The organism is Paraburkholderia hospita (assembly GCF_002902965.1).
Taxonomy (GTDB): domain Bacteria; phylum Pseudomonadota; class Gammaproteobacteria; order Burkholderiales; family Burkholderiaceae; genus Paraburkholderia; species Paraburkholderia hospita.
This window is the reverse complement of the sequence record NZ_CP026108.1, coordinates 672,054-694,267: the sequence shown is the minus strand read 5'-3', so window position 1 is coordinate 694,267 and position 22,214 is coordinate 672,054. Positions and strand designations below refer to the sequence as shown.

The following is a 22,214-nucleotide window of genomic DNA, read 5'->3' as shown; positions in this document are numbered from 1 at the left end:
GGCACTCGCATGCAGAAAGGAGTTCGCCATGATCGATCCCTGGGTGGGCGTGATTGTTGGTTCGTTTGTGCTCGCAATCGTAGCGACGCTGGTCATTGGCCACTATCGTCGCGAACATCTGCGGGAGCGGTTGCTCAGGCGGATGGACCATCATCACTGCTGGGACGTGATGCGGCGTCGGCAGTGACCGCCGTCTGTCTGGTAGGTGCGCTCGTGGCGTCGAGAAACGGCGATCCGGGCGGTCGCCCGACAGCGGGCGTGAACTGCGTTCCATCAATTGCCGGCGCGATGCGCGGGCGACCACAGTCATCAGGCGACGGGCAACCGTCGACCTGGAATCACTGCTATGACATATCCAGACAAGCATCGGGCCGATGCCCCGTCGTCGAGCATCACAGTGCGAACTGTCGCAGGTCAACTGCGGGTCATTCCAGTCTGGCAGGCTTTGGGACCGCACGCCGCGCAGGCGAAACGCACGCGGTTTCATCACAACAAAAAGCACAACTTCGACGAAGTGACGGTCATGTTAGGGGCCGTTTCACCCGCGGACCTGGCCGAAATCGCAAGGCGGCTGAGCACACAGACGTGGGTGGTGGTGGCATCGGTCCACACTGCACCGGCACCGGTTGTGAACAGCCACGATGAGACTGGCCCCGGGGCGTGAGCGATTGCATCAGCCTCCGGGGCCGACGTGGACGGACGAAAAACCCGTTACTGTGAAGAAAACTGAGTATGATGCGCTTGCCCTCGACTGTGAGCGGCTGCACAAAGCAGTTGGCGCAGGCTCGTCACGAGATCGCAAGGTCACGTGATCGGATGGCGGCCGAGCCAGCTGTCCCGACGGTCTTAGCGAAGCCGGTGCCAGCGGACGAGGCGGAATCGGATGATAAGCGGCTGGTGGTGACGATGAACGGCCGCGAGTTCTTTTCCCTCCAGCGTCTGGAGGCGCATTACGGCGTGCCCAAACGCGCCGTGCTTGAACGGCTAATCTGGTGGGCGGATCGCGGCGTTGTGCAGTCCTTTGGAGATGACGATGCAGCATTTACCCGTTACTTGAGTCGCGTAACGAAAAATAAATGACGCGCTGCCTCTGCTGCGCGCACCTTAAGAAGTCGCGAGCACGCCAGCTCCGAGACGGCTTCGTGACCGGCACCACGACCGAATTGCCAAACTGCGTGTAGGCTTGGGTATCGAACACCGGTGGCGCGATTCGTGCGCGCGGCGCTGAGGCGGAGGTGCAACCATGAAAGCCAAGGCATTCATTGATCAGGCCAAGCGCGAGGCAAAGCTGATTGACGCCCTGCTGCTCGCGCGCTACATGCTGGTGATCCACGACAGGAAGATGTGCAGCGCTGAGGGTGAGACGTGGGAGCTTAACTTTAGTGCAGAACTGGCCGAGATCGATGCGGCGCTGCAAATGGCCGGGATAGATACGACCCAGCCGCTGCACCCGCCGATCAGATGGCGCGACGAGGATGAGTGAAATTCCCGTGCGGATCGAGCCGTCGCTAGCGACACTTGGCGCCCGCCCCCCGAGCACGGCGTATGGTCGTACGAGATAAAATACAAGTAGGCACCTCGCCACTTGTTGCCCTTCAAACGCTTGCGCAACAAGGCTGTCGCAAGCGGCTGTTGCTTTTCGAAATCGACAGCCTGTTGCTTTTCAACGATACGCTCACGCTGCGTGCGGATCGTCGGGCCGATGGCTCGCATCGACCCGTTCCCGACGCTCACGCGGATTGCTGTCTAACGGCAGGTATGAGAGAACCAACGATCCTCTGTCGCTCTTGCCGTAGTACGCGAACGCGACGCGCGGACCCTGGAGTAAGCGTTCGATCCTTGAGCAGCGCCGTATCCTGTTGCGCACATTCAAGTTCAAGACTCACCCCGTTGGGCAACTGCGCCACCAGGCGTGAAGGCAACGGCGGGCGTTGCGAGGGGCGCATCGTCGTCTCACGCCGTGCTGTAGTTGGCTGGGTGTCGGCCAGGGACGGCCGTGGCGGCAAGTACGCCGGACCGCCATCAACCACTTCCAGAACAGGGACGAACGCCGGCGTACTGGCTGGTGCCGACTGCCGTGCACGTCGGGGACGTGTCCGTTTGCGCTCCAGGCCAATCCACTTGCGAAGCTGGTTGGCGTTCACGCCGGCCTTCAGTGCCAGCCCGGCCACGGAAGCTCCGGGCTTCTGGCACGCCTCGATCAGCTTGCGCTTGCCCTCACGGTCGTACCTGTTCTTGCCGTCGGCCGATTTACCGATCACCCGCAGGGGCAGGAAGTCAAAGTCAGTTTGTAGGTCAGTCATAAGCTGCGTCCGCAATGTGGTTAGCTGCGGACGCAATCTTGTTCCTTCTCACACACCGGTTCCAGACGAGCCGGCATTACCGCTTACAATTGAGAGGTGCTAGCGCGACACCACCACGTCGCAGTCGACAAGTGGCTGCTGTTGCGCCAAGGTGTGCCTTCATCGGACGACTCGCTGGCTACCCGGCCTGGACCCATAATTTTCGCCGCTCGGTAAGGGCCGCTGCGCATTAGGCTCGGTCAGGCGAAGAGCACGAACGGCAGTGTCAACATCAGGTAAATCGCAAGTCCGGTGGCTGGCAGGCCGGTGACGATCGCGACTGCCGCGACCGCGCTTCCGATTAGCGCGCGCGCAACCAGCCAGCGTGACAGCTTGCTGAGCGCTGACGTCTGCGCGTGAGCTTGTATCGACGCGATGTTCTTTGTGCCGTGCCATGCATTTTCGGATGTACAGGTCAAGCATGGCTATTACCCCCAAGACATATTCGTTGCCCCACGGACGCGAGTCCGGTCGTGGCGTCGTACTGGAGCGTCAAGAGCGTCTGCGGATGCAATACATGTCGATGCTCTCATGATAGCCGTCGGCGCACTCGAAAGTAGAAGGGCACGAGCGTGGCGATCTGCAACCAGCTAATGCAAGGCCTGCGGAGAAGCAAAGCGGGTTGGGACTCGGTCGGCCCGCCTAGCGGTTGCACGCTGTATCAGTTGCTGGTCCGCAACGAGACGGAGCCCGCGCTTGTGCTGCATTTGGTGTCTATTTGGGTTAATCCGAGATTGTTCAGCATTAGCGTTTCATTGGCCGATACCGGTGCCGCCGGAATTGGTTCGCGCGAGAGGTCCGGGGGAAATTGCCCGTTTCTTTGTTTTGCCACTCTGGAGGGGCCGAAGAAGGCGAAAGGCTTGCCGCGGTTCTGTTGAAAAAGTCGTCGGCCAACCTTGGAATCATTTGTTGTCGGTGGTTGTCGGCATGTGCAACGCGGCTTGCCTCCGTCGCGTGCCCCGAATTCGACCAGATCCGGCTGGGCCGCATCGCCTTATAATATTTATTGGGCGGTCTGGGCGCATGAACATTCCGGGGTATGGCTATGATCAATGCAGATCTTGGGCAACAGCTTGAGGCCTACGTCGCGAAGTTGGTCGAGTCGGGGCGCTACGGCTCGGAAAGCGAGGTTTTGCGCGAAGGCGTGAAGCTCATTCAGGATCGCGAAATGCAGCTCACCGCGCTGGATGCGGTCATCGAGCGCGGCATTGGCGATTCGGAGGCGGGACGGGGCAACCTCGCCGAGGACGTGTTTGACCGGCTTGAAACAAAATATCATGCAATGGCGGGCGCCAAGCGATGATTGTCCAGATCCTTCCTGATGCCGAGGCCGATCTTGAGGCGATCGGCGATTACATGGCCCGCGACAATCCCCGTCGCGCCCGGAGTTTCGTACGCGAGTTGCGCGAGGAGTGCACTCGCCTTGCCGACATGTACGTCGCATTCCCAATCGTGCCGCGCTACGAAGACCATGGCGTGCGTCACCGGGTTCACGGCGGTCACCAGGTTTTCTATCGTGTCGTTGGCGAGCCTCCCGAGCGCGTCGACGTCATTCACATCCTGCACAGCGCGCGCAACTACGCCGCGATCCTTTTTCCCTGAATTCGCGTGAGCTGCCCGATGGCGATCCGTCTGCTTCTGCAGGTCTAATCTTGTGTTTGAGCGCGACGACAGACGCCTGCCAGACAAGTCCGGACATCGCGCGAGGCGATCTGGTTGAACGACGGGCCCCAATGGCGGCGAGCGGGGCGCTTCACATCCGGGCGTCGACGTTCTACACAAAGGTGACTTTGCCGATTGGCAATACTTCACAGTCCATCGGGAGCCCGAATGCCGATGTCCGTATGAGTGAAAACGCGCCTCACTTCGCCGTTTCCGGCGGTGCCCACACCGATGGGGTTTCCGGATGCCAATGAATTGGCTGTGCACGCAGGGTATGCCGGGTTGCAACAGGCCAGGAGATTGAGCGCCAATACAAAAGACCTGGACCGATTTAGATCTTGCGAATTTTCGCGCGCACGCATCGATGGGTGCGACGGGCTACTGCGTCTATCGCGACAAGGGGACGTTGACCTGATGGGTTTCCTATTGACGGGTGACGCGGTGTTGTTCGAACGCCGTCTGGCATGAAACGCAGCGGGCCGTGTAGGGCGCGGCGACAAGCCGCTCATAACCGATCGGGTCGCCGCAATCGACGCATGCCCCGTAGCGGCCGGCGGCGATGCGTGCCAGCGCCGCGTCGATCTGCTGCAGTTCGTCGAAATCGTGCCGCGCGAGCGCAGTGCGCAACTGATCGCTCGCTTTGCGCGATGCGGTCTCGTCGGGATGCGACTCGGGGCCCAGCTCTTCGGGCGGCCGTGCTCCAGCGAGATCACCGTATTCGCCGTGCAGCGTTGCCAGCAGCTCACGACGGCGCTCGCAGAGCCTTTGTAGTAACAGCCCGAGTTCGGAACAGGTGAGGGTGATCATGGACAAGGCTCGATGTGTTCTGTAACGCCACGCCAACGGGTGGCATCGCGAAGGCGTTCCGTCATGTGCGTACTACCACACAGGCCAAACCAAGCATGCACCCGCCGAGCGGTTAGCACAATGCGACAGTAACGATCCGGTCTGACGATCCTGAGTCTCCGCTAAAGCCCTACCAATGAAGCCGTGACGCCGGGTGGTGAAATGAGTGGCAACGCGTCACAGCGCGTCAAAAGGTCAGCGACCGGTGTGACCGGCTGTGTATGCCGCCTGCCGAGAGGACAATGGGCGTTTCCTCATGGGGCGAAGGCAGGACGCTCATCCCCAGGTATTGCCGGAAGCGTGAGAGTTCCGTCATCAGCTCGCGGGTGGCGGGGACCAGTTTTTCCTTATTTCCCTTGCCGTGCACGGTCAGCCACCAGCGCATCGTCCCGTCGGTAGCTCGCCGCAGAAAGAACTGGCCATGGTATTTCCGCCGATCCCGGCGATGCGCAGGCCGCCCAGATACAGCGGCGTGAAGAGCCATGCGACCGCACGCGGTGACAGTGCCCGCGGGTCCGATCCGTGTCCATCGCTGCGATGTAGTCCTTGACCTCCTGCCACAGGCCGCGCTCGAGATAGCGGGTAGTCCGCCTCTCATTTCGGGAAACCGGCGAACGGAGGTTTTCCGGAGATCGTCGTTCAGGACCTGCACGCGGGATTGCAGCAGCAGATGCGCGCCGCGCTGGGTCCAACGCATCTGCTGCTTTTTCGCAAAGCGCTTGCTGACCACATCGTTTACGCTCTACCTGACAAACGTCGTGGAAATCGTCTCATCGTGCCGGTAGCATGCGCCGTAGTTCGGAATGAACGCCTGGTTGGCCCCGATATAGGTGCGGAATTCGCGCACTGCCTTCGCTGGTTCTGGTGCAAATGGGATCGGCGAATCGGTTACAGTTGTCGGAGCAAAACGAACTGATGACCCGGGATGAGCTGTTCGGTGGACGCCATGTTGATCGGGAGATCATCATTCTGTGTGTTCGCTGGTATCTCCGCTACAAGCTCAGCCTACGCGATCCGGTCGAGATGATGGCCGAACGGGGATTGTCGCTGGCTCACACGACGATTCAACGTGCATTCGCTGACCGGCAAGACCACCTGATCCGCAGTGTACGCCCCTACGTCAATCATGGCCGTCTGCGGGCGCGGATCATGAAAATCGATCGTGTCCGCGCGTGTTTGCGAGCGCAGCTAGTTACGCCGCTCAGGAAGTTGTTGAGATGAGTGTGCATCGCGTGTGACCCGCCTGGCGACAGCACATTGATCCTGCATCCGGCGATGTGAAATGGGGCGTCAGCCACGTTGAGAAATATGAGTACGTTACGGACAGGGCGCGCGCAGCGACGCATCCAGGTACTGTTGGGCGTAATCGCAGTCATTGTGATTGTGACGGGTGGGTGGATCATTCACCAGACTCGGACGGTCGCACGCCAGACTTCCCTTGTATTGGCGTCGGCCGCGGCGACCGCGAACGACGCGGGAAATTATGATCGCGGAATGCGTTTCGCCATGCTGGCGATGGGGAAGGGTTGGCTTTCGCCGGGATCGGTAGAAGCAGAGCTGGAACTGATGCGTGGCGCGCATGCATCAATGCAAATTGCGCTGCTCAGCGGGCATCAGGATGCGGTTGATTCCGCCGTCTTCAGCCCAGATGGTAAGCGGGTGGTGACGGCATCCTGGGACGGAACCGCGCGCGTGTGGGACGCGGCTACGGGCAAACAGATCGCACTGCTCAGCGGGCATCAGGGGTGGGTTTATTCCGCGACATTCAGCCCGGGCGGTCAGCGTGTGGTGACCGCATCGCGGGATAGGACTGCGCGTGTGTGGGACGCGCAGACGGGCAAACAGATTGTAAAGCTCAGCGGGCATCAGGATCTGGTTTATTCCGCCGCCTTCAGTCCGAACGGCCAGCGCGTGGTGACCGCGTCCGCGGACAGCACCGCTCGTGTGTGGGACGCGGCGACCGGTCAGGTGATCGCACAGCTTACCGGGCATCAGCGACCGGTTTTCACCGCCGCCTTCAGCCCGGACGGCCGGCGGGTGGTGACCGCGTCCGCAGACAGGACCGCGCGGGTGTGGGATGCGTCGACCGGCCAGGTGATCGCGCAGCTCACCGGGCATCACGAGCCGGTGAGCTCCGCCGCTTTCAGCCCGGACGGCCGGCGGGTGGTGACCGCGTCCGCGGACAAGACCGCGCGTGTGTGGGACGTGGCTACGGGCAAAAAGATTGTGCAGCTCAGCGGGCATCAGGATCTGGTTTATTCCGCCACCTTCAGCCCGGACGGCCGGCGGGCGGTGACCGCGTCAGCAGACGGTACCGCGCGGGTGTGGGATGCGGCGACCGGCCGGGTGATCGCGCAGCTCACGGGGCATCAGGGACCGGTGAGCTCCGCCGCCTTCAGCCTCGACGGCCGGCGGGTGGTGACTGCGTCCGATGATAAAACCGCGCGGGTGTGGGATGTGGCGACCGGCCAGGTGATCACGCAGCTCACCGGACATCAGGGGCCGGTGAACTCCGCCAGCTTCAGTCCGGACGGCCACCGGGTGGTAACCGTGTCCGTGGATCGGACCGCGCGCGCGTGGGACGCGGCGATGGGCAACCAGATCTTGCCGCTCAGCGAGCATCAGGGGTCGGTTGTTTCCACCGCCTTCAGCCCGGACGGCCAGCGGATGGTGACTGCGTCCTGTGATAGGGCCGCGCGGGTGTGGGACGTGTCCACGGGCAAACAGATCGCGCTGCTAAGCGGGCATCAGGGGGCAGTATCTTCCACCGCCTTCAGTCCGGACGGCCAGCGGGTGGTGACCGCGTCCTCGGATTGGACTGCGCGGGTGTGGGACGTGTCCACGGGCAAACAGATCGCGCTGCTCAGCGGGCATCAGGGGGCAGTATCTTCCGCCGCCTTCAGCCCGGACGGCCGCCGGTTGGTGACCGCGTCCGATGACAAAACCGCGCGGGTGTGGGACGCGGCGACCGGACAGATGATCGCGCAGCTCACCGGGCATCAGGGGCCGGTTAGGTCCGCCGCGTTCAGCCCGGACGGCCGGCGGGTGGTGACTGCGTCCGATGACAAAACCGCGCGGGTGTGGGACGCGGCGACCGGACAGATGATCGCGCAGCTCACCGGCCATGACGGGCCGGTTTGGTGCGCCGCCTTCAGCCCGGACGGTCGACGGGTGGTGACCGCATCCGCGGATCAGACCGTGCGGGTGTGGCCTATCCGATGGCTCATGGAGAATCGAGGTCGAAGCCTGGCTGAAGCCGTGTGCAAGGAGAAGCTCGTGGGCGCAAACCTGCTCACAACCGAGGATGAAGCTGCCCTTTCTCTCATACGCGGGCGCAAGGGGGAAAATGTGTGCGGATCGTAACTCGCCGATCCGGAAGGGGCGTCCAGCCACGATACGTTTGCCCGGAATCATGGCTAGGGCTACCAACCGATTCCTTCACATCTGTGAAGAACGCACAAATCACCGGTGATTTTGTTCGCTACTCAACAGTTCGGTAGACAAGTACAAGCAGGCATGCGTGGTAGGGCGCCGGGCTGGACTGTTCTTCCTTTTCGTCAAGCCCGTAGTAGCGGAGCTTTGATATTCCCAGTATGCCGCGAGTTGTGGCGTCGGGACAACCCGCGCGAACAGGGCATCAAACCCGGTCGTATTCACTTCGAGCGTCTTGCTAACGTTCACGAAGCGCTGCGGCTGTTCTCTCGTGTGCCGAAGCGCGCTCCAGCGTGCGGGAGTCGTCCATCACATCAGAGCCAAGCGACGCTTAAGGCGGGCTTAAGCTGGAGTTCCCGACAATGATGCGGTCCAGGGAGCGATAGTGCCATGCGTTTGTTGCTGATCGAAGATGATGAAATGATTGGCGAGCCCATCGTGGAGATGATGCATGGAGCGGGCTATGCGATCGACTGGGCGCGTAATGGACCCCAAGCCGAATCGTTGCTCGACCGCGAAGGCTACGATCTGCTTCTGGTCGATGGTGGCCTTCTGGAAACTGTCGGCATCGGGCTACGCCGCCGTGTGCACAGTTGCAGCATGCCAGTGCTCGTTCTCACCGCGCGGGACGCAGGAGAGAGCCGCATTTCCGGGCTCGAGAAGGTCGGTTATCTTGTCGAACCTTTCGGGATCGACGAACTCGCTGCGCAGGTGCGCGCATCATTGCGCCGCTGCACCAGGCAGATTGCCCTTGTGTATTCGCACGGCGATCTGTCGTTGCGCCCGGCTACGCGGGAAGCGACGCTTAAAGGGGAGCCGCTTGTGCTCGCACCGCAAGAGTTTGACTTGCTGCAGGCGCTGATCGAGGAACCGAAGCGCGTCCTGACGCGCTCGGAAGTCAGCGAGAGACTGGATGGCTCGAGCGAGGCGTGCGGCAGCGATAAGGTTGAAACGTATGTGCACGATTTGCAAAGCAAGATCGGCGCGGAGCAGATCGTGACAGTGCGCGGCGTAGGCTACCGGCTCAGGTGACCGGGACGACTGAGGCTAGGGTCGCTCCGGATATTGATGGCTATATCTGCCTCGCAGGCTGAAGGACTGGCAGCGCCGTGTGGCCGCATGCGACGCACCGGAATACGCCCGTTTGACGTATCATTCTTGCGACAGTCACGAGCGCATGAAACCCATGGTCAAACGACATATCCTGGCGGCCGGCTTAGCCAGCGTTTGTCTTGCTCTCTCGGCCTGCTCGTCTGGCAAAAAGGAAGCAACAACCGAAAACTTCGCCAGGGCCGTATCTGCCGCGCTTGAGCGCAGCGACGCCCAGTGCTACCGCATTGACGACCTGCCAGTAGAGTACCCGGTTGCGAAGATAGAAGCACTGCGAGGGGTTTCGGGTGGACCGGATGGCCTCGAAGCTCTCTCGCGCGCGGGCGTACTCGCCGAGACGGATACAACGGTGAAGGTAGGGAGTGTTCGAGTGCCCGGAAAGCGCTTCGAAAAAACTGACGCGGGCAAGAGGTTTATCGACGACAAAGGCCGCCTTTGCTACGGTCGGCTGGCGCTCGACAAGATTGTCGGGTGGACAACCCCCTGGTCGACTGCGGGCGTGACCGAGACGATTGTGACTTACCATTATCGCCTTGAAGAACAGCCCGACTGGGTCAGGCAGCCGGCAGTCCAGAAGGCGTATCCCGACATGGGGAAACTTATCGCTGGAGCAGGGCGCACGCCTCTGCGCATGCCGCTCGTCCAGACGGAGGACGGGTGGGTCAGCGAACAATAAGCCTGTTGCCGCAACGAATTGCCGCACGTCCTGCGAGTAGTCGCAGATTGAATAGTATGTTGTTAAGCAATGCAGATGGAAGAGTTACGGGGCGGCCAGTGCCCGACGACCGGCGCAATTTCAAGCCCGCGTTCTATCCACGCGGAGTAGTCTTTGGGCCTGACGGCCTGCTTTACGTAGCCGCAAGAGGGGGCCCCATCTCGACAAATCCGGATGACGCGCTCATCGCGTACCTGCTGCGCTTTAACCCATTTTCAAGGAAGCTCGTCGATGTGTTTGCGTCGAACAAGACGGTGCCCGAGTTGCATCGACCGGAAGCACTGGTTTTTGACAGGGAAGGCAACCTCTGGATTACGAGCTTTCACAATAACAGCGACCCCAACGACACAGACAAAATCCTGAAGCTTTCGGGCAGGACAGGTCGTCTTCTGGACTCAATTTCATTGTGGACAACCGGCAACCCCAGAGCCACCGCACAGGCAATCCTCTTTAGGCCAGATGGAAAGCTATTCATTCCCATTACGGGAACCGCTTCTGAGACAACGGGGCAGGTACGCCGCTGCGACACGAAGACGAAACAGTGCGACGTCATCGTTCCGGCCAACTCCGTGGGCGGTCCGCTACAGTCTCCGTGGTTCCTGATTTTTAGGAACAGCGACCCCGCGACACTTAGCTACAAAGGTCGTTGAAGTGGGAGGCGTGCGAGAATCCCCACTTGCGTCCGGACGCTGAGACCTCGCGTATGTGGGGCACGGCAGCGCAAATCTGCTGCTGCCCGGTTGGAACCACGATAAGGGCCAGTCGGTACGGCTGCTTCGAATGACACGGTCGTTACTCGAAGCAGCGTGTGACCATGAGAGGACGTCGAATCGCACTCGCCGAACGTGCTACGGTTCTTGTCGCCTTGCCAGTTCAATACTGGACTGACGGTGCGGATGAAGCCGCAAACACAACCAAACCTCACTCTGCGAGACCGGCTTAATGGTCGCGGTCCCCAACATGTATCTTTTGCCCATCGAGACTGACCTGCACCCCAATTGAGCAGCCTGCCGTACACGCCCATCGGCCGGCGCGAGCGTCGGCTTTTTGGGCCGCGAATCGCGGTTGTCATGATGGTTGCCCGACATGACGGCCGCCGACTGTACCCCTTCCCGTCACAGCGCATGACAACGGCTGAGTACTTACCGAACGCGCCTTAACGGCAAACGTCTCGACACTGACCTGGATTTCCAGGCCGTGGCAGGTATAGACACGCTTCACGTGATCTCCCGCATTTCCGGCCGCTAGCGGCTGCACGATTGTGATCCGGTCGGGTCGAACGGATCCGGACAGGCCTCAAGAATCCGTGTGTCATCCTGCCGCGCTCAACCGGCTCCTGTCGCAAGCCAGAACACCCGCGACGCCGATCGCGGTACCCATCATTCGGATCATTCCGAAACGCCGAGCAGATGCTCGATGTGATCCTCAATGCGCGCCCGTGCAGTCTTCCTGTAGATCAGGCCTTCTTGGTATAGCCGCTGCACCATCCCTTGCCGTTGACTTGCTTTCCGCCAAACAGTGCACACGGGCCAAAGGCGTCGCCCGCCTTACCCGAATACAGCGAGCAGTTGCTGCACATTGAGCCGGCCACGTACTTCGACCCGTACTTGGCCTTGTCGATCTTGGTCGCGTCTTCCTTGTAGCCGAGCGCTACCGCGGTCGGGTCGCTTTCGCTAACGTGCGGTGCATCGGCGAACGCCTGGCGCGAGAGGGCGAGCGCCGAAGCGGCGCCAAGACTCGTAATCAGAAACGTGCGACGAGACTGTTTCATTGGGGGATTCTCCAGGTGTTGTGTTGGACCCGTTTGGCAGGGACCTTTACTGCCGCCGTTTTGCGACGGCGGCAACGCGCAGCATACAACGAAGATCGTTTGTGGCACTGCCGTCGCTGCAATGAAGAGAGTAACGCCGCGGCCCGCTCCCGCAAATGTGCGCCTCCTCTCGTCCTCGCCCAGAGTCCGCGCCTCTCGTCCGCTCAGGCCGGTCCGGGAATGTTTTCGCAATTACGCTGCGCGATCGCGAGGCACGCCGTCAAGCCCGGCGATTCGATGCCGAACAGATTCACGAGCCCGCGCACCCCATGCGCCGCCGTGCCCTGGATCAGGAAATCGGCAGCCGGCTGGCCGGGCCCCGAGAGCTTCGGCCCTTGAGGCATTGCGTTTTCGCCGGTCGTAATACCACTGACAAATTATCTGGCGGATAGCGACGAGGTGTTTGTCTCCCGTCTCCGGAGATCATTTAGTAACATTCATCAACATCGCATTATTTTAAATGGCAGCGGCCTGTCATTCTCACGTTATGGGAACTCTGAGTGAGGCGCAAGTCAGAAAATGACATCGTTTGCGTCGCCGAAGGCTGTACCTTTGTAGTTCGGCATTTAAAGGCCGATGCTGCGCGTCGGACGATTTTTTCTTAGGTGAGAACTGCGAGATTCACGTGATCAACTACAACTTTGTGTAAAAGTTGTAGTTGTTAACACAACTAAATGACTGAGAGAAACGCAAACAGGCGAGTGGCGAAAAGCAGTCGGCTCAAAGCTCATCGCTCTCTGATTGAGACCAGATACGCTCTCGAATTAGCCCGTGGGTCGTCGGTGATCGCGAGTACCCTTACTCAATCCTCTTTAATGCAGGCGATCGGCGAAACATTGTCTGCTTTTGTAGCGAATCACGGACCAGGAGACCTCGATGGTTTTGTCCTTGTCCTTGGTGAGCGGTTAATTCAGCGCGATAGGGCTGATGCGGCAGAAATGATCGGCAACTGGAGACCAGTCGGGTCCCGCCATTAGTGCCTAAGCCAGACAACTTCAGTTTTTTGTCCGCCCAGCTGATCGGCTGCGGTTCGATTTCCGCCGGTACGCGTAACGTGCGCGTAGCGAGACGGCTGACGTACGTACCCATGGCGTATTTTCGTGCAAAAAAAGCTTCACAATCGGGCACGGGCAGTCACACGGAAGCGAATGGCCGCGCGTCGAGCGCAGGCGTTGCTGCGTGCCTTGGTGCCAATGAGGCATAAATGGTCCCGGCGAGTTGAACCGGGGCTGTCAGTGAGTTCAGTGGAGTTGTCGCTTCAGGTCAGAAAGCGTTCAGGCCGACATCCCACGCTTCGTTGCGGGGGTTCCGCGAGGAAAGTAGCGAACGAGTGAGTTGTGCAGTTGTGGGGCGACAGATCGAGAATGTAGTACTTCAGTATCCACGAAGGGACGATCAATACGGCTCACGCCAGACTGTTGAGGTCTGCGGCTGATACTGGATCAGCTCGATGACACGGTTGCGGTACACGACCTTGCCCGGAGTGATCGCAACGTCCCGTCCGACGCCACCGCCGGTGCCGATTGCCGCACGCATGTCGATCGGCGCGCGGCTCAGTTGAAGCTGTCCGGACGCAATGCGAGCGCTGTCGAGCAGATCGTCGAGCAGATGCGCAAGATGGGTCATGATCCCGTCCACATCCAGCGGGGCTGGATATGGGGCTAACCCTCTGCCCAGGTCGGCGGCCAGTAGCGGGCCAGCTCAGGTCGGACGTGTCACGTAGGAGCGCAGCCCCGGACCTCGTTCGCGCATTGTCCCGCTCCCGAAAGCCTGCAACGGGCCGGCGTAGCGAACCGCCATTCGCGACCCCTTGCGAGGACGTTGCGCAGCGGCTCGCTGTTGCCTGTTGCCAGGATCAAAACCGCCGCTCCGCCCCGGTCCTACTCCCGCTACGATGTCCACGAGCGACTGCGAGCAGAAGCGCGAGGATCCTGGCTGCAGATGAACCAGGCATTACCCACCATCTCACCGGACAATGGATGAGTCGGCCGGTAAGGTATGAAGCGAGGTCGCTACGACCCAGGACTGGGCGTTCAGCCGCCAGGCTACTTCGCGCAGATCGGAAGTTGAAACCGCCTCAAACATCAGCGTCATCTCGTCGACGTTGTGCTTCCTGCTGCAGTGAACCCTGGTCCGTCTGGCCTTCGCGGCATGGGGGCCCAGCGCCTGCCAGACAGGCAGAATTCTCAACTGGCCGGCGGCAGCGCGCACAGTCAGGCTCGTGGTGACGCCCGCTCGTTCATGTTGAGAGGTCATCGCTTCGCTCATTGTTGCCGTGAATTTTTCGTAGAAGTGTAGCTCGCGAATCTGACATTTTGATAATGAGAATCATATTAACTGAAAAGTATTAGTATTTAAATCAAGCAAATTCGGTTTAAATCGGGGGCGGTTTCAAGAGTGAAGCGCAACAGGGGGCTAATGAATGGAAGCTGAGGTTATCGAAGCGGTTGCGAGCATACGTTCGAAGACCTCGAATGGTGAATGAAATGCATGGGTGGCGCGAGGTCGGCTGTTGAGGCTGTCGGCGATGCCATCGAGTTCGTCCTGACTGTAGATCGAGAGGTCAGTGCCCTTCGGCAGATACTGCCGCAGCAGCCCGTTGGTGTTCTCGCAGGTACCGCGTTGCCATGGACTGTGCGGATCGCAGAAGTACACGCGCACGCCGGTGGCGGCGCTGAGCTCCTGATGCCGGGTCATTTCCTTACCCTGGTCGTAGGTAAAGCTCTTGCGCAGTGGTGCGGCGATCGAATTCAGTTTGGCAGTGAAGCCCGCCAGTGCCGAGGCGGCGGTGGCGTCTTCCATCTTCGCCAGCAGCACCAGGCGACTGGTGCGCTCAACCAGCACGCCGACGGAAGACTGGTTGCCGGCGCCCTTTATGAAGTCGCCTTCCCAGTGACCTGGCATCACCCGGTCGTCGACCTCAGGCGGGCGCACATGGATGCTCACCATATCGGGGATCTGGCCGCGCCGGTCAGTGCCCCGCTTGCGTGACATACGCGTGCTGTGGCCGTGGCGCAGACAGGCGATAAGCTGGCGGCGCAGCTCACCGCGTGGCTGCGCATAGATGGCAGTGTAGATGGTCTCGTGCGAGACGTGCTGGGTCGGATCGTTGGGCCACATTCGTTTGAGGGTACCTGAGATCTGCTGGGGCGACCACTTCCATTCCAGCAGGGTGAGTACGACGCGCCACGACACGCTTTGAGGGTGCAGCTTGGGACATGGGCGCGCAGCCTCGCGTCGGCTCGTGCTGAGCGACTGCGCCGGCGCAGACGCATAGCCCACGGCAGAACACGTGTTTCTGGTCAGCTCGCGGCTCACGGTTGATGCCGGGCGCCCGAGTATTCGGGCCATGGCCCGAACACTCGAACCCTGCTGCTTCATGCTTGCAATGGTTATGCGTTCTTCAGGCTGAAGCTGTTGATACGTTCTTCTTTTTTGCATGTGCGCACCTTACACGAGGAAGGTGTTGCACTTCAGATTTGATAGCGCCGGGTGTACCAGCAAAGCTATTTGTTCAGTGGCTATTTAGTCTGGCCACATCGCCTGAGAGGCTAAACATATGGTTCTGGTCACGGCCCTGTGGTACCAACTGAGACTACGTTTCAAACATATGCGCGTCGGGCGCGATACGGTGGACAAAAGCGCCTCTATCAAGATGCGAAATTCATGCATTATTTTTATCCCGTCCCGCCTCCATTCGGACTTAATATTTGGGTCCGGCTTTGAAAAACCGAATTCGCAATGCCGGATATAAGAAACTGGAATAAATACCGAATATCGAAATGGCGCGTCACCGGTAATTGATGCGTCAGTACGACTGATAATCCAGATAACGGAGAGACATGCATGCTAAGCCCTCACGAATTCGCCACGCTAATGCTGGTCAAGGCAGCACCTGACCAGATCGACCTGAACCGCGAAGCACTTGACACTCTGCTGGAACAGCAACTGGTCGCACTGGAACAACTCGCGTCCGGAGGTCAGCGTTTCCGCCTCACCCGCGACGGCGATTCCGTGCTTCAGGCCGTTGCCCGAAAACGCTAGGTAGCAGCCGTCGGCGAGTCCGATCCCGCGCACTGACGCAACACCGTGACGTCGCGTGTACAGCGGCGGCCACTCGGTGGCGTTCGACATCCGATATATCGGTCGCCCCGATTCAACGTTGACCTGCGGACTATCTGCGTGTGCCCCGAGCCACGCACTTCATCGGCTTCACGCGATCCCCGCCGTTTCCCGTTGTGATCCGCCCTGGGCGGCACAACGTTCGCGCGGATCGTCCTTACAGGAGTTTTCATCATGCTGACCCCGGAACAGGTAACAGCAACGCGGAAGGCCAGCCTCGACATCCTGTTCGGCCTGGGCAACAAGGTCGTCGAAGGCGTTGAGAAACTGGCTGAACTGAACGTGCAGGTGACCCGCTCGACGCTGGCGGATTCATTTGATCTGGCGCAGAAGGCGCTATCCGTGAAGGAACCGCAGGACTGGCTCGCGTTGCAGGACAGCCTCGCCGCGCCGACGGCAGAAAAGATGCAAAGCTACAGGCGGCAACTGTTCGACATCGTGTTGTCGACCCAGGCCGAATTCGCGAAAGTCGCGCAGACGCAATGCGAAGCGTACGTCCGCCAGATGCAGTCGGTGGTGGAGGATGTCGCCAAAAACGCGCCGGCTGGCTCGGAGGCGGTCGTCGCCGCGCTGGACTCCGCGATCAAGGCGGCCCATACGCTGGTCGAAACCGTACAGAAAACCAGCCAGCAGGCGGTCGAAGTCGCCAGAAGCAACCTTGACATGGCCGCGGCGGCCGCATCAGGGGACACCAAGCGTGGGAGCGAACCGGTATCCCAGGCCGCAAAGCGATAGCCGCCTGGGAATCCGGTTCTGAGCATATGATGGCAGGGATGGTCCATATCAAGGATTCCTTTATATGCTGTCAATGTCGACCGTAATTTCCCCAGAAGTGTCGAAGTAAAAATCCCCACCCTGTGTAGTCGGTGATCAGCCGGCGTTGTGATCAGGTGAGTTCCTTCGAGGGCGTCCTGGCCGTCGACGGACGGGTTCGACGGGTGCGGGATTGAGTGAAGACGGCCGGTTACGTAAATGCTCGGGAAGCAGGTCGGCGTGCTCGCGCAGGCGATATGACGAGCCCTCGATGTGAATGACGACTGCGTGATGCAACAGACGGTCGAGCAGCGCCGCCGCAACCACGCTGTCGCCGAACACCTCGCCCCATTCACCGAAGCTGCGGTTCGACGTCAGGATGATCGCGCACCGTTCATAGCAGGCGTTGATGAGCTGGAAGAACAGGTTACCGCCGTTGAGGCCGACAGGGAGGTATCCAATCTCGTCAACGATGAGCAGACTGTTGCGCGCAAGGAAGCGCACACGCTGTGCGAGGTTGCCTTCACGCTCAGCCTTGATCATCGACGCGACGATCTCGGCAAGCGTACCGAAGTAGACGCTCTTGCCCGCGCGTACGGCCTCGACGCCAAGCGCTATGCACAAGTGCGATTTCCCGGTTCCAGGCGGACCGAGGAAGTGAACGGCCTGACGTCGTTCGATGAAGTCGAGTTGTGCCAGTGCCATGACGCGATCACGATCCAGGCCCGGCTGGAAGCTGAAGTCATAGCCAGCCAGTGTCTTGATCGTGCCAAGGCGCGCTGTCTGCAGCGCCATTTTGATGCGGCGGGTTTCCCGCGTCGTGAACTCCTCGCCCAGCAGTGTTTCGAGCACCTCCAGCATGGAACTGTCGCCCTGTTCGAACCGCGCCAGTGTTGCGTCCAGCGCCTCCAGTGCGCGTGGCATACGCAGACCGACCATGTACCTGCGGATCCGCTCAAGTGTTGATGCCGGCATGATGTTCATGCGGACCTCCCGGCATTCGCCAGGCGCCGCGCCACCTGGTCATAAAACGACAGCGGGCGACGGCTCACGACCGGCGAAGCTGGCGGCACAGTGTGCTGGGCCGCCGACTGCTGCCGGTGATGCGAGCGTCGATGACCCGGCAGCAGCGAGGTTCGTCGTCTGCCTTCGAGTACGGGATGAACAGCCAGCAGTTCGCCATCCTCATAGATGCGAACCTCATGTGCCAGGCTGTGAACCTCGAGTGTGCGTCTGCGTGTTCGGTCAGGCACGCTGTAATAGTTTCCGCCGACGGAGACGAGACCCTCGTGACTGACACGCCGTTCGAGGCGGATCACACCATTGAACAGGCCAGCGGGCAACGCCTGGAGCGCGGCGCGTTCCTCGCTGAAGTGCTGGGCCACGACGCGCTGCGTGGTGCCATGCACGCGAACATTGGCGACGGTATCGAGCCATTCACGCAGTTGCCGGTTTAGATCGCCGAGATTCTGGAAACGGCGTGCGAGGAAGAAATCCTGCCGGATATAGCGGTATGGACGCTCGATCTTGCCCTTGGTCTTGGCGCGATATGCCTTGCACGCACGCGGCGTAAAACTGTAATGCTGGGCGAATGCAATCATCTTTGCGTTGTACACGACGTGCCGCTCGAGTTCGCCGAGCACAGCGGTCTTCATCCGGTCATAGAGAATCTCGCACGGCACGCCACCCAGATGGGCGAACGCTTCCATGTGACAGCGCAGCACAGTCTGCAGATCCTGATGTTCAACGAACCGGCCCCATAGATACCGGCTGTGTCCCAGCACGATCGAGAACAGCCAGATCGAACGGCGCTGGCCGGGTGTGTCGTCGAATTCAACGTTGAAATGGGCGAAGTCCACCTGCGCCTGCTGACCGATCGGCGTCTCAAAACGCACTTCAAAGCCGCGTTGGCGCGGTGGCCGTACCTCGCGCACCAGATCGCCCAACGCGGTGCGACTGCCCGGATAACCCATCGCCCGGATCTCCCGTAGCAACCGCTCGTTACTCAGCTCAGGGAAGGCACGCACCCGCTCGGTCACATAGCTGACGAACGGGTCGACCACGCAAGGTCGCGGCGCACGCGGACCGTACCGTGGCGCCTGAACCCCGTCCTTGATGTACTTGCGAACCGTCTTTCGATCCATACCAAGCCGGGCGGCAATGGCTGAGACGTTCAGTCCCTGCCGATGCAGTTCCAAGATCGTCATCACATCTCCCAGATCGGTCATCGACGTCCCCGTCAGCGTGGGTCTGAACGGGCTATCGTCGGTGATCAGGCGATGAGGCGCGCGGCTACGCCGCGCACCTCATCCTCGAAACAACTGGGGATTTTTACTTCGACGAAAGTGGGGATTATTCATCCGACAGCGACAATATGCGGACCACGACCGTCGTGGCAAGCTGACCGGGCGGAGTGATCTGATCGTCACCCGACGCATCGAGAGGCCGTCAAGCGGTCCGTGTCAGGCGTTAGCCGCTGAACCGCACTCGACAGCACGCGCGCATCGACGACCAGAGCAGGTCATAGCACATTGCAGGAGGTGAGGATGGATGAAGCCTGGCTAGGCACCGCCCTAGGTTCGGCCGTCCTGCTGTTCGCGGCCATCTTTGTGTTCGGCCACTATCGACGCGAACATCGGCGGACGCAGTTGCTCCGGCAACTGGAATCCGTTGTCTGGCGCCAGCACATGAATTGATATTACGCATGACGTGCCTGGACCCGACGGGCGCTGCAGGTGACGCTGGATGAGGGGCACGCACCATCTACAGGTCCGACTTCCCGCACGTGCTTCACGACCAGGAACGTCGTGTGGAAAGGACTGGCGGGCAGAACAACAAGCAAGGGGCCAAGAACACATGAACCATGCCGATCAGGCCGTACGGGACCTGGTGCACATCCGCTCCATGATCCTGCGACTCGAGCGTAAGCGGCAGCTTTAGCACACCGAACGGAGAATCGTGCAACTGAGGGGCGAGCGTAGGGGCACTGCGGAGGCGCGCCGGATGTGTCAGCCGTCCTGTGCCCTGGCCTGTTGCTGCCGCGCATAGTTGAATGGCAGCAAGTCCGTCACATCCGCGTCCGGCGGCCGTTGCGGTAGTTCCTTGAGCACGTGCAACAGGTAGTCGTACGGCTCGACACCGCAGGCACGGCACGTCAGCACGAGGCTGTAAATCGTGGCGCTGGCTTTTGCGCCATCGACCGTGTCGCTGAACAGCCACGACTTTCTCGAAGTGGCGAACGGCCTGATGTCCCGCTCGCAGATATTGTCGTCTATTGCGGCTCGCCCGTCAGTGACGTAGCGGCTCAGATATTCCCACTGGTTACGCGCATAGGCGATTGCCTTACCGAGCAGGCTCTGGGGCGTCACCTTCGGCGCCAATTCGTCAAGCCACGCTTTGAAGGCATCGAGCACCGCCACGCTGTGTTTCTGCCGCAGGTCGTATGTGTAGTCGGCACGTGTCTGGCCGGCAGGCAGATCGCCTTTGGCCAGCGCCTCGACACGGTACAGGGCCTGGAAGTATTCAAGCGCCTTTGCTACACGAGCGTTCGGCGGCTTCGGCTTTGCGCCATCCCCTTTCTTCAGCGCGGCCTTGTCCGCCTTGACGAACAGCCTGCGCGCGTGCGCCATGCAGCCGAAGTGCGTTGCCTTTTTCAGCGTGCGCCACGCACTGTATCCGTCGCTTACCAGCATGCCGCTGTAGTCGCCAAGGAATTTCTTCGGATGCTCCTGGCCTCGCCCCGGCTGGTACTCGAACAGCACCACGGGTTCGGGGCAGTCTTCGGCGCTGCGGTAGACCCACGCATAGCTTTTACTCTGGGCTGATCTGCCGGGTTCCTTGAGGACCTGAAGCGTGGTCTCGTCGCCGTGGATCAGCGACTGCGACAGCAATGTCCTGTACAGCGCGTCGTACAGGCGGGTGTAGTGCAATTGGCTGGGGCGGATGACCCAGTGTGCCAGCGTGCCCCGGCTCACCGGAATCGTAAGCGATCGCTCAAAGGCTGCTCTACCGCATCCAGTTTGGGGTAGTCATCCTTTTCGTGCAAAATCTAGGCGCTTTGATCCTGAAAACCAATACAGATCAATGACTTGAAAAATCATGGTTTGTTCGGCAGCCGCCGACACACTGCACCTTGCTGCAAGCGGCTCTGCGCGATGCTACCGCCAGATTTTGCACGAAAAGGATGACCACCCCGATTCGGGCAACAAACGCATTCGCCGCGTCGCCCGTCGCACGGGCATTATCGCAACGTTGGTGGTCGACGACATAGATGGAGCCGGTCCGCAGAGCGTTCGCTCGACTGCTGCAGACGGCTTCATCTATCTTATCTCCACGGCAATTAGCCGACGCAACGAAATGTTCTGTGCCGATTCTGGCCTGAACGCCGTGCGTGAACTGGACAGGCAGGGCAAGTCATATACCACGGTCCCGGGGTGCACGTCGCGCATGTTGGGCACCAAGCTGTCGGTACTTCGCAAACATCTCGCCGCGAAGCTGTCGGCGCGCCACCACCAAATGCGGACCACCGTCCTGGTCAAGATCGCCGGGGAGGCCCAATTCGATATACTCTGTCCATCCTTCGGGTTATGCGACCTCGCCCGATATGCTCTAAGCTACAAAGCGGTGCTGTGCACAAGCGTAGCGCGCTATCGATTGCTTTTCTCCAAGAAATAAAGAGGAGAAGCGAGCATGAAAATCCTATGGGTCGATGATCACGAGATTCTTTGCGTAGCTCTCTCCGAATACGTCCAAACACACGCGTCGGAGTTGGGTGCGACTCCAATCGAAGTCACGCCCGTATTTACGCTTGCCAGCGCACTTGAAGAAGTAGCCAAGGCGCCTCCTCCTGACCTGGTATTCCTGGATCTTAATCTGGATGGCGATAATCGTGGCGCCACGACACTTGAACGTTTCCAAGCCGGGAATTCATCCAATGTTCCCGTGGTCATCTGCACGGGACTCGCTCTTGGAAACGATCACGACGTTGAAATTTTGCGAATGTGCATGCGCGACTACGCCGCTCGAGGAATCCTTTTGAAAGGAGGCGCGCACAAAAAAATGTTCATTGGACTGAGCAGGATTCTAGGAGGTGAACTCTGGATTCCGGAAGAAGTCTTGCTGCGCTTTACCTGCTCGACGCAAGCGCCCTCAGCTAGCCTGAATCAGCGTCATCTTGGACTGTCTCCGCGAGAATGGGACTTGGCGCGTTGCATTGCACGTGGCCTCTCAGGGAAACAGATCGCAAGAGAGCTTAACGTCTCCGAGGGACATGTCCGACAGGTTTCCTGTGTTATTTACGACAAGCTACAAGTCAGAAACCGCGTTGAAGCTGCACTTAGAGTCAACGCCGAACTGGCCCTTGGAAGGGAGGCAGCAGATAAGGGACTGTCTTGACCTCTGCTGACCACGCGATGTTTCCCTT

At 60.2% G+C, this 22,214-nt stretch carries 23 protein-coding genes and 4 pseudogenes; 15 read left to right on the top strand and 12 right to left on the bottom strand.

Annotated features, from left to right (window positions below):
* Positions 1-28: 28 nt before the first annotated feature.
* The 3 genes from C2L64_RS54380 (at position 29) to C2L64_RS54375 (ending at position 1,483) form a co-directional block, all read left to right on the top strand.
* A complete protein-coding gene (locus tag C2L64_RS54380) occupies positions 29-187 on the top strand; it encodes a hypothetical protein (protein ID WP_167449617.1) in 159 nt (52 codons plus the stop codon).
* A 545-nt stretch (positions 188-732) separates the two neighbouring features.
* On the top strand, positions 733-1,080 hold the full coding sequence (locus C2L64_RS53820) for a hypothetical protein (RefSeq protein ID WP_158660635.1): 348 nt from the start codon (positions 733-735) through the stop codon (positions 1,078-1,080).
* A 163-nt stretch (positions 1,081-1,243) separates the two neighbouring features.
* The gene (locus tag C2L64_RS54375) at positions 1,244-1,483 is read left to right on the top strand and encodes a hypothetical protein (protein WP_167449606.1); all 240 of its coding nucleotides are present in this window, start codon (positions 1,244-1,246) and stop codon (positions 1,481-1,483) included.
* A 247-nt stretch (positions 1,484-1,730) separates the two neighbouring features.
* Here the strand turns inward: C2L64_RS54375 and tnpA are convergent, their stop codons facing one another.
* Complete coding sequence (gene tnpA, locus C2L64_RS47560) at positions 1,731-2,303, bottom strand: IS66-like element accessory protein TnpA (RefSeq protein WP_103154199.1); 573 nt, start codon at positions 2,301-2,303, stop codon at positions 1,731-1,733.
* 1,084 nt (positions 2,304-3,387) lie between these two features.
* On the opposite strand from tnpA, the gene C2L64_RS47550 reads away from it, so the two are divergent.
* Both C2L64_RS47550 and C2L64_RS47545 read left to right on the top strand, forming a co-directional pair.
* On the top strand, positions 3,388-3,645 hold the full coding sequence (locus tag C2L64_RS47550; protein WP_103154388.1) for a type II toxin-antitoxin system ParD family antitoxin: 258 nt from the start codon (positions 3,388-3,390) through the stop codon (positions 3,643-3,645).
* Positions 3,642-3,944: a type II toxin-antitoxin system RelE/ParE family toxin gene (locus C2L64_RS47545; protein WP_103154198.1), complete on the top strand. Its 303-nt coding sequence runs from the start codon at positions 3,642-3,644 to the stop codon at positions 3,942-3,944. The genes C2L64_RS47550 and C2L64_RS47545 overlap by 4 nt, the downstream gene beginning before the upstream one ends.
* A 483-nt stretch (positions 3,945-4,427) precedes the next feature.
* Here the strand turns inward: C2L64_RS47545 and C2L64_RS47540 are convergent, their stop codons facing one another.
* The 3 genes and pseudogenes from C2L64_RS47540 to C2L64_RS47530 all read right to left on the bottom strand — a co-directional run.
* Positions 4,428-4,811 (bottom strand): TraR/DksA family transcriptional regulator, encoded by a 384-nt coding sequence (locus C2L64_RS47540; RefSeq protein WP_103154197.1) that lies wholly within the window; start codon positions 4,809-4,811, stop codon positions 4,428-4,430.
* A 226-nt stretch (positions 4,812-5,037) separates the two neighbouring features.
* On the bottom strand, positions 5,038-5,235 hold the full coding sequence (locus C2L64_RS56475; protein WP_407671974.1) for a hypothetical protein: 198 nt from the start codon (positions 5,233-5,235) through the stop codon (positions 5,038-5,040).
* A gap of 201 nt (positions 5,236-5,436) precedes the next feature.
* Positions 5,437-5,703, bottom strand: a pseudogene (locus C2L64_RS47530) (ISKra4 family transposase); the annotation flags it as partial.
* A gap of 62 nt (positions 5,704-5,765) precedes the next feature.
* On the opposite strand from C2L64_RS47530, the pseudogene C2L64_RS47525 reads away from it, so the two are divergent.
* The 5 genes and pseudogenes from C2L64_RS47525 to C2L64_RS47500 form a co-directional block, all read left to right on the top strand.
* Positions 5,766-5,921, top strand: a pseudogene (locus C2L64_RS47525) (IS6 family transposase); the annotation flags it as partial.
* A 423-nt stretch (positions 5,922-6,344) separates the two neighbouring features.
* Positions 6,345-8,213 (top strand): WD40 repeat domain-containing protein, encoded by a 1,869-nt coding sequence (locus C2L64_RS47515; RefSeq protein WP_244212267.1) that lies wholly within the window; start codon positions 6,345-6,347, stop codon positions 8,211-8,213.
* A gap of 459 nt (positions 8,214-8,672) precedes the next feature.
* On the top strand, positions 8,673-9,314 hold the full coding sequence (locus C2L64_RS47510; RefSeq protein WP_103154195.1) for a winged helix-turn-helix domain-containing protein: 642 nt from the start codon (positions 8,673-8,675) through the stop codon (positions 9,312-9,314).
* A gap of 145 nt (positions 9,315-9,459) precedes the next feature.
* Positions 9,460-10,068, top strand: a complete 609-nt coding sequence (locus C2L64_RS47505; protein ID WP_103154194.1) for a hypothetical protein — start codon at positions 9,460-9,462, stop codon at positions 10,066-10,068.
* Positions 10,069-10,166: 98 nt separating this feature from the next.
* Positions 10,167-10,757, top strand: a complete 591-nt coding sequence (locus C2L64_RS47500) for an NHL repeat-containing protein (RefSeq protein WP_158660633.1) — start codon at positions 10,167-10,169, stop codon at positions 10,755-10,757.
* A gap of 806 nt (positions 10,758-11,563) precedes the next feature.
* On the opposite strand, the gene C2L64_RS47495 is transcribed toward C2L64_RS47500, so the two are convergent.
* The 5 genes and pseudogenes from C2L64_RS47495 to C2L64_RS47470 form a co-directional block, all read right to left on the bottom strand.
* Entirely contained in the window at positions 11,564-11,878 is a 315-nt protein-coding gene (locus tag C2L64_RS47495; protein WP_103154192.1) for a high-potential iron-sulfur protein, read from the bottom strand.
* 203 nt (positions 11,879-12,081) lie between these two features.
* Positions 12,082-12,261: a hypothetical protein gene (locus tag C2L64_RS47490; protein ID WP_103154191.1), complete on the bottom strand. Its 180-nt coding sequence runs from the start codon at positions 12,259-12,261 to the stop codon at positions 12,082-12,084.
* A 998-nt stretch (positions 12,262-13,259) separates the two neighbouring features.
* Positions 13,260-13,423 (bottom strand): annotated as a pseudogene (locus tag C2L64_RS55435) (poly-beta-hydroxybutyrate polymerase); the annotation flags it as partial.
* A 459-nt stretch (positions 13,424-13,882) separates the two neighbouring features.
* Complete coding sequence (locus C2L64_RS47475; RefSeq protein ID WP_158660632.1) at positions 13,883-14,173, bottom strand: hypothetical protein; 291 nt, start codon at positions 14,171-14,173, stop codon at positions 13,883-13,885.
* A gap of 159 nt (positions 14,174-14,332) precedes the next feature.
* On the bottom strand, positions 14,333-15,358 hold the full coding sequence (locus C2L64_RS47470) for an IS30 family transposase (protein WP_103153861.1): 1,026 nt from the start codon (positions 15,356-15,358) through the stop codon (positions 14,333-14,335).
* Between the two features lie 405 nt (positions 15,359-15,763).
* Between C2L64_RS47470 and C2L64_RS55430 the strand changes: the two genes are divergently transcribed.
* Both C2L64_RS55430 and C2L64_RS47460 read left to right on the top strand, forming a co-directional pair.
* Positions 15,764-15,961: a hypothetical protein gene (locus tag C2L64_RS55430; RefSeq protein WP_103154189.1), complete on the top strand. Its 198-nt coding sequence runs from the start codon at positions 15,764-15,766 to the stop codon at positions 15,959-15,961.
* 252 nt (positions 15,962-16,213) lie between these two features.
* A complete protein-coding gene (locus C2L64_RS47460; RefSeq protein ID WP_103154188.1) occupies positions 16,214-16,774 on the top strand; it encodes a phasin family protein in 561 nt (186 codons plus the stop codon).
* A 135-nt stretch (positions 16,775-16,909) separates the two neighbouring features.
* Here the strand turns inward: C2L64_RS47460 and istB are convergent, their stop codons facing one another.
* Positions 16,910-17,776: an IS21-like element helper ATPase IstB gene (gene istB, locus C2L64_RS47455; protein ID WP_103154187.1), complete on the bottom strand. Its 867-nt coding sequence runs from the start codon at positions 17,774-17,776 to the stop codon at positions 16,910-16,912.
* Positions 17,773-19,020 (bottom strand): IS21 family transposase, encoded by a 1,248-nt coding sequence (gene istA / locus C2L64_RS47450; protein WP_103154186.1) that lies wholly within the window; start codon positions 19,018-19,020, stop codon positions 17,773-17,775. Before istA ends, istB begins: the two co-directional genes overlap by 4 nt.
* Positions 19,021-19,338: 318 nt before the next feature.
* Here istA and C2L64_RS54365 point away from each other — a divergent pair, with 318 nt between their 5' ends.
* Positions 19,339-19,488 carry a hypothetical protein gene (locus tag C2L64_RS54365; protein WP_167449616.1) on the top strand — a complete coding sequence of 50 codons (150 nt, stop codon included), beginning with the start codon at positions 19,339-19,341 and terminating at the stop codon, positions 19,486-19,488.
* A gap of 312 nt (positions 19,489-19,800) precedes the next feature.
* Here C2L64_RS54365 and tnpC read toward each other — a convergent pair.
* Positions 19,801-20,793, bottom strand: a pseudogene (gene tnpC, locus C2L64_RS47445) (IS66 family transposase); the annotation flags it as partial.
* Between the two features lie 97 nt (positions 20,794-20,890).
* Here tnpC and C2L64_RS47440 point away from each other — a divergent pair.
* Complete coding sequence (locus C2L64_RS47440; protein ID WP_103154185.1) at positions 20,891-21,466, top strand: NHL repeat-containing protein; 576 nt, start codon at positions 20,891-20,893, stop codon at positions 21,464-21,466.
* Between the two features lie 15 nt (positions 21,467-21,481).
* On the top strand, positions 21,482-22,186 hold the full coding sequence (locus C2L64_RS47435) for a LuxR C-terminal-related transcriptional regulator (protein ID WP_103154184.1): 705 nt from the start codon (positions 21,482-21,484) through the stop codon (positions 22,184-22,186).
* The last annotated feature ends 28 nt before the right edge of the window (positions 22,187-22,214 follow it).

Coding starts and splice junctions, on each gene's coding strand:
- C2L64_RS54380 (WP_167449617.1), top strand. CDS start 29: ATGATCGATCCCTGGGTGGGCGTGATTGTTGGTTCGTTTGTGCTCGCA.
- C2L64_RS53820 (WP_158660635.1), top strand. CDS start 733: ATGATGCGCTTGCCCTCGACTGTGAGCGGCTGCACAAAGCAGTTGGCG.
- C2L64_RS54375 (WP_167449606.1), top strand. CDS start 1,244: ATGAAAGCCAAGGCATTCATTGATCAGGCCAAGCGCGAGGCAAAGCTG.
- tnpA (WP_103154199.1), bottom strand. CDS start 2,303: ATGACTGACCTACAAACTGACTTTGACTTCCTGCCCCTGCGGGTGATC.
- C2L64_RS47550 (WP_103154388.1), top strand. CDS start 3,388: ATGATCAATGCAGATCTTGGGCAACAGCTTGAGGCCTACGTCGCGAAG.
- C2L64_RS47545 (WP_103154198.1), top strand. CDS start 3,642: ATGATTGTCCAGATCCTTCCTGATGCCGAGGCCGATCTTGAGGCGATC.
- C2L64_RS47540 (WP_103154197.1), bottom strand. CDS start 4,811: ATGATCACCCTCACCTGTTCCGAACTCGGGCTGTTACTACAAAGGCTC.
- C2L64_RS56475 (WP_407671974.1), bottom strand. CDS start 5,235: ATGCGCTGGTGGCTGACCGTGCACGGCAAGGGAAATAAGGAAAAACTG.
- C2L64_RS47515 (WP_244212267.1), top strand. CDS start 6,345: ATGCGTTTCGCCATGCTGGCGATGGGGAAGGGTTGGCTTTCGCCGGGA.
- C2L64_RS47510 (WP_103154195.1), top strand. CDS start 8,673: ATGCGTTTGTTGCTGATCGAAGATGATGAAATGATTGGCGAGCCCATC.
- C2L64_RS47505 (WP_103154194.1), top strand. CDS start 9,460: ATGAAACCCATGGTCAAACGACATATCCTGGCGGCCGGCTTAGCCAGC.
- C2L64_RS47495 (WP_103154192.1), bottom strand. CDS start 11,878: ATGAAACAGTCTCGTCGCACGTTTCTGATTACGAGTCTTGGCGCCGCT.
- C2L64_RS47490 (WP_103154191.1), bottom strand. CDS start 12,261: ATGCCTCAAGGGCCGAAGCTCTCGGGGCCCGGCCAGCCGGCTGCCGAT.
- C2L64_RS47475 (WP_158660632.1), bottom strand. CDS start 14,173: ATGACCTCTCAACATGAACGAGCGGGCGTCACCACGAGCCTGACTGTG.
- C2L64_RS47470 (WP_103153861.1), bottom strand. CDS start 15,358: ATGCAAAAAAGAAGAACGTATCAACAGCTTCAGCCTGAAGAACGCATA.
- C2L64_RS55430 (WP_103154189.1), top strand. CDS start 15,764: ATGCTAAGCCCTCACGAATTCGCCACGCTAATGCTGGTCAAGGCAGCA.
- C2L64_RS47460 (WP_103154188.1), top strand. CDS start 16,214: ATGCTGACCCCGGAACAGGTAACAGCAACGCGGAAGGCCAGCCTCGAC.
- istB (WP_103154187.1), bottom strand. CDS start 17,776: ATGAACATCATGCCGGCATCAACACTTGAGCGGATCCGCAGGTACATG.
- istA (WP_103154186.1), bottom strand. CDS start 19,020: ATGACCGATCTGGGAGATGTGATGACGATCTTGGAACTGCATCGGCAG.
- C2L64_RS54365 (WP_167449616.1), top strand. CDS start 19,339: ATGGATGAAGCCTGGCTAGGCACCGCCCTAGGTTCGGCCGTCCTGCTG.
- C2L64_RS47440 (WP_103154185.1), top strand. CDS start 20,891: ATGGTTTGTTCGGCAGCCGCCGACACACTGCACCTTGCTGCAAGCGGC.
- C2L64_RS47435 (WP_103154184.1), top strand. CDS start 21,482: ATGAAAATCCTATGGGTCGATGATCACGAGATTCTTTGCGTAGCTCTC.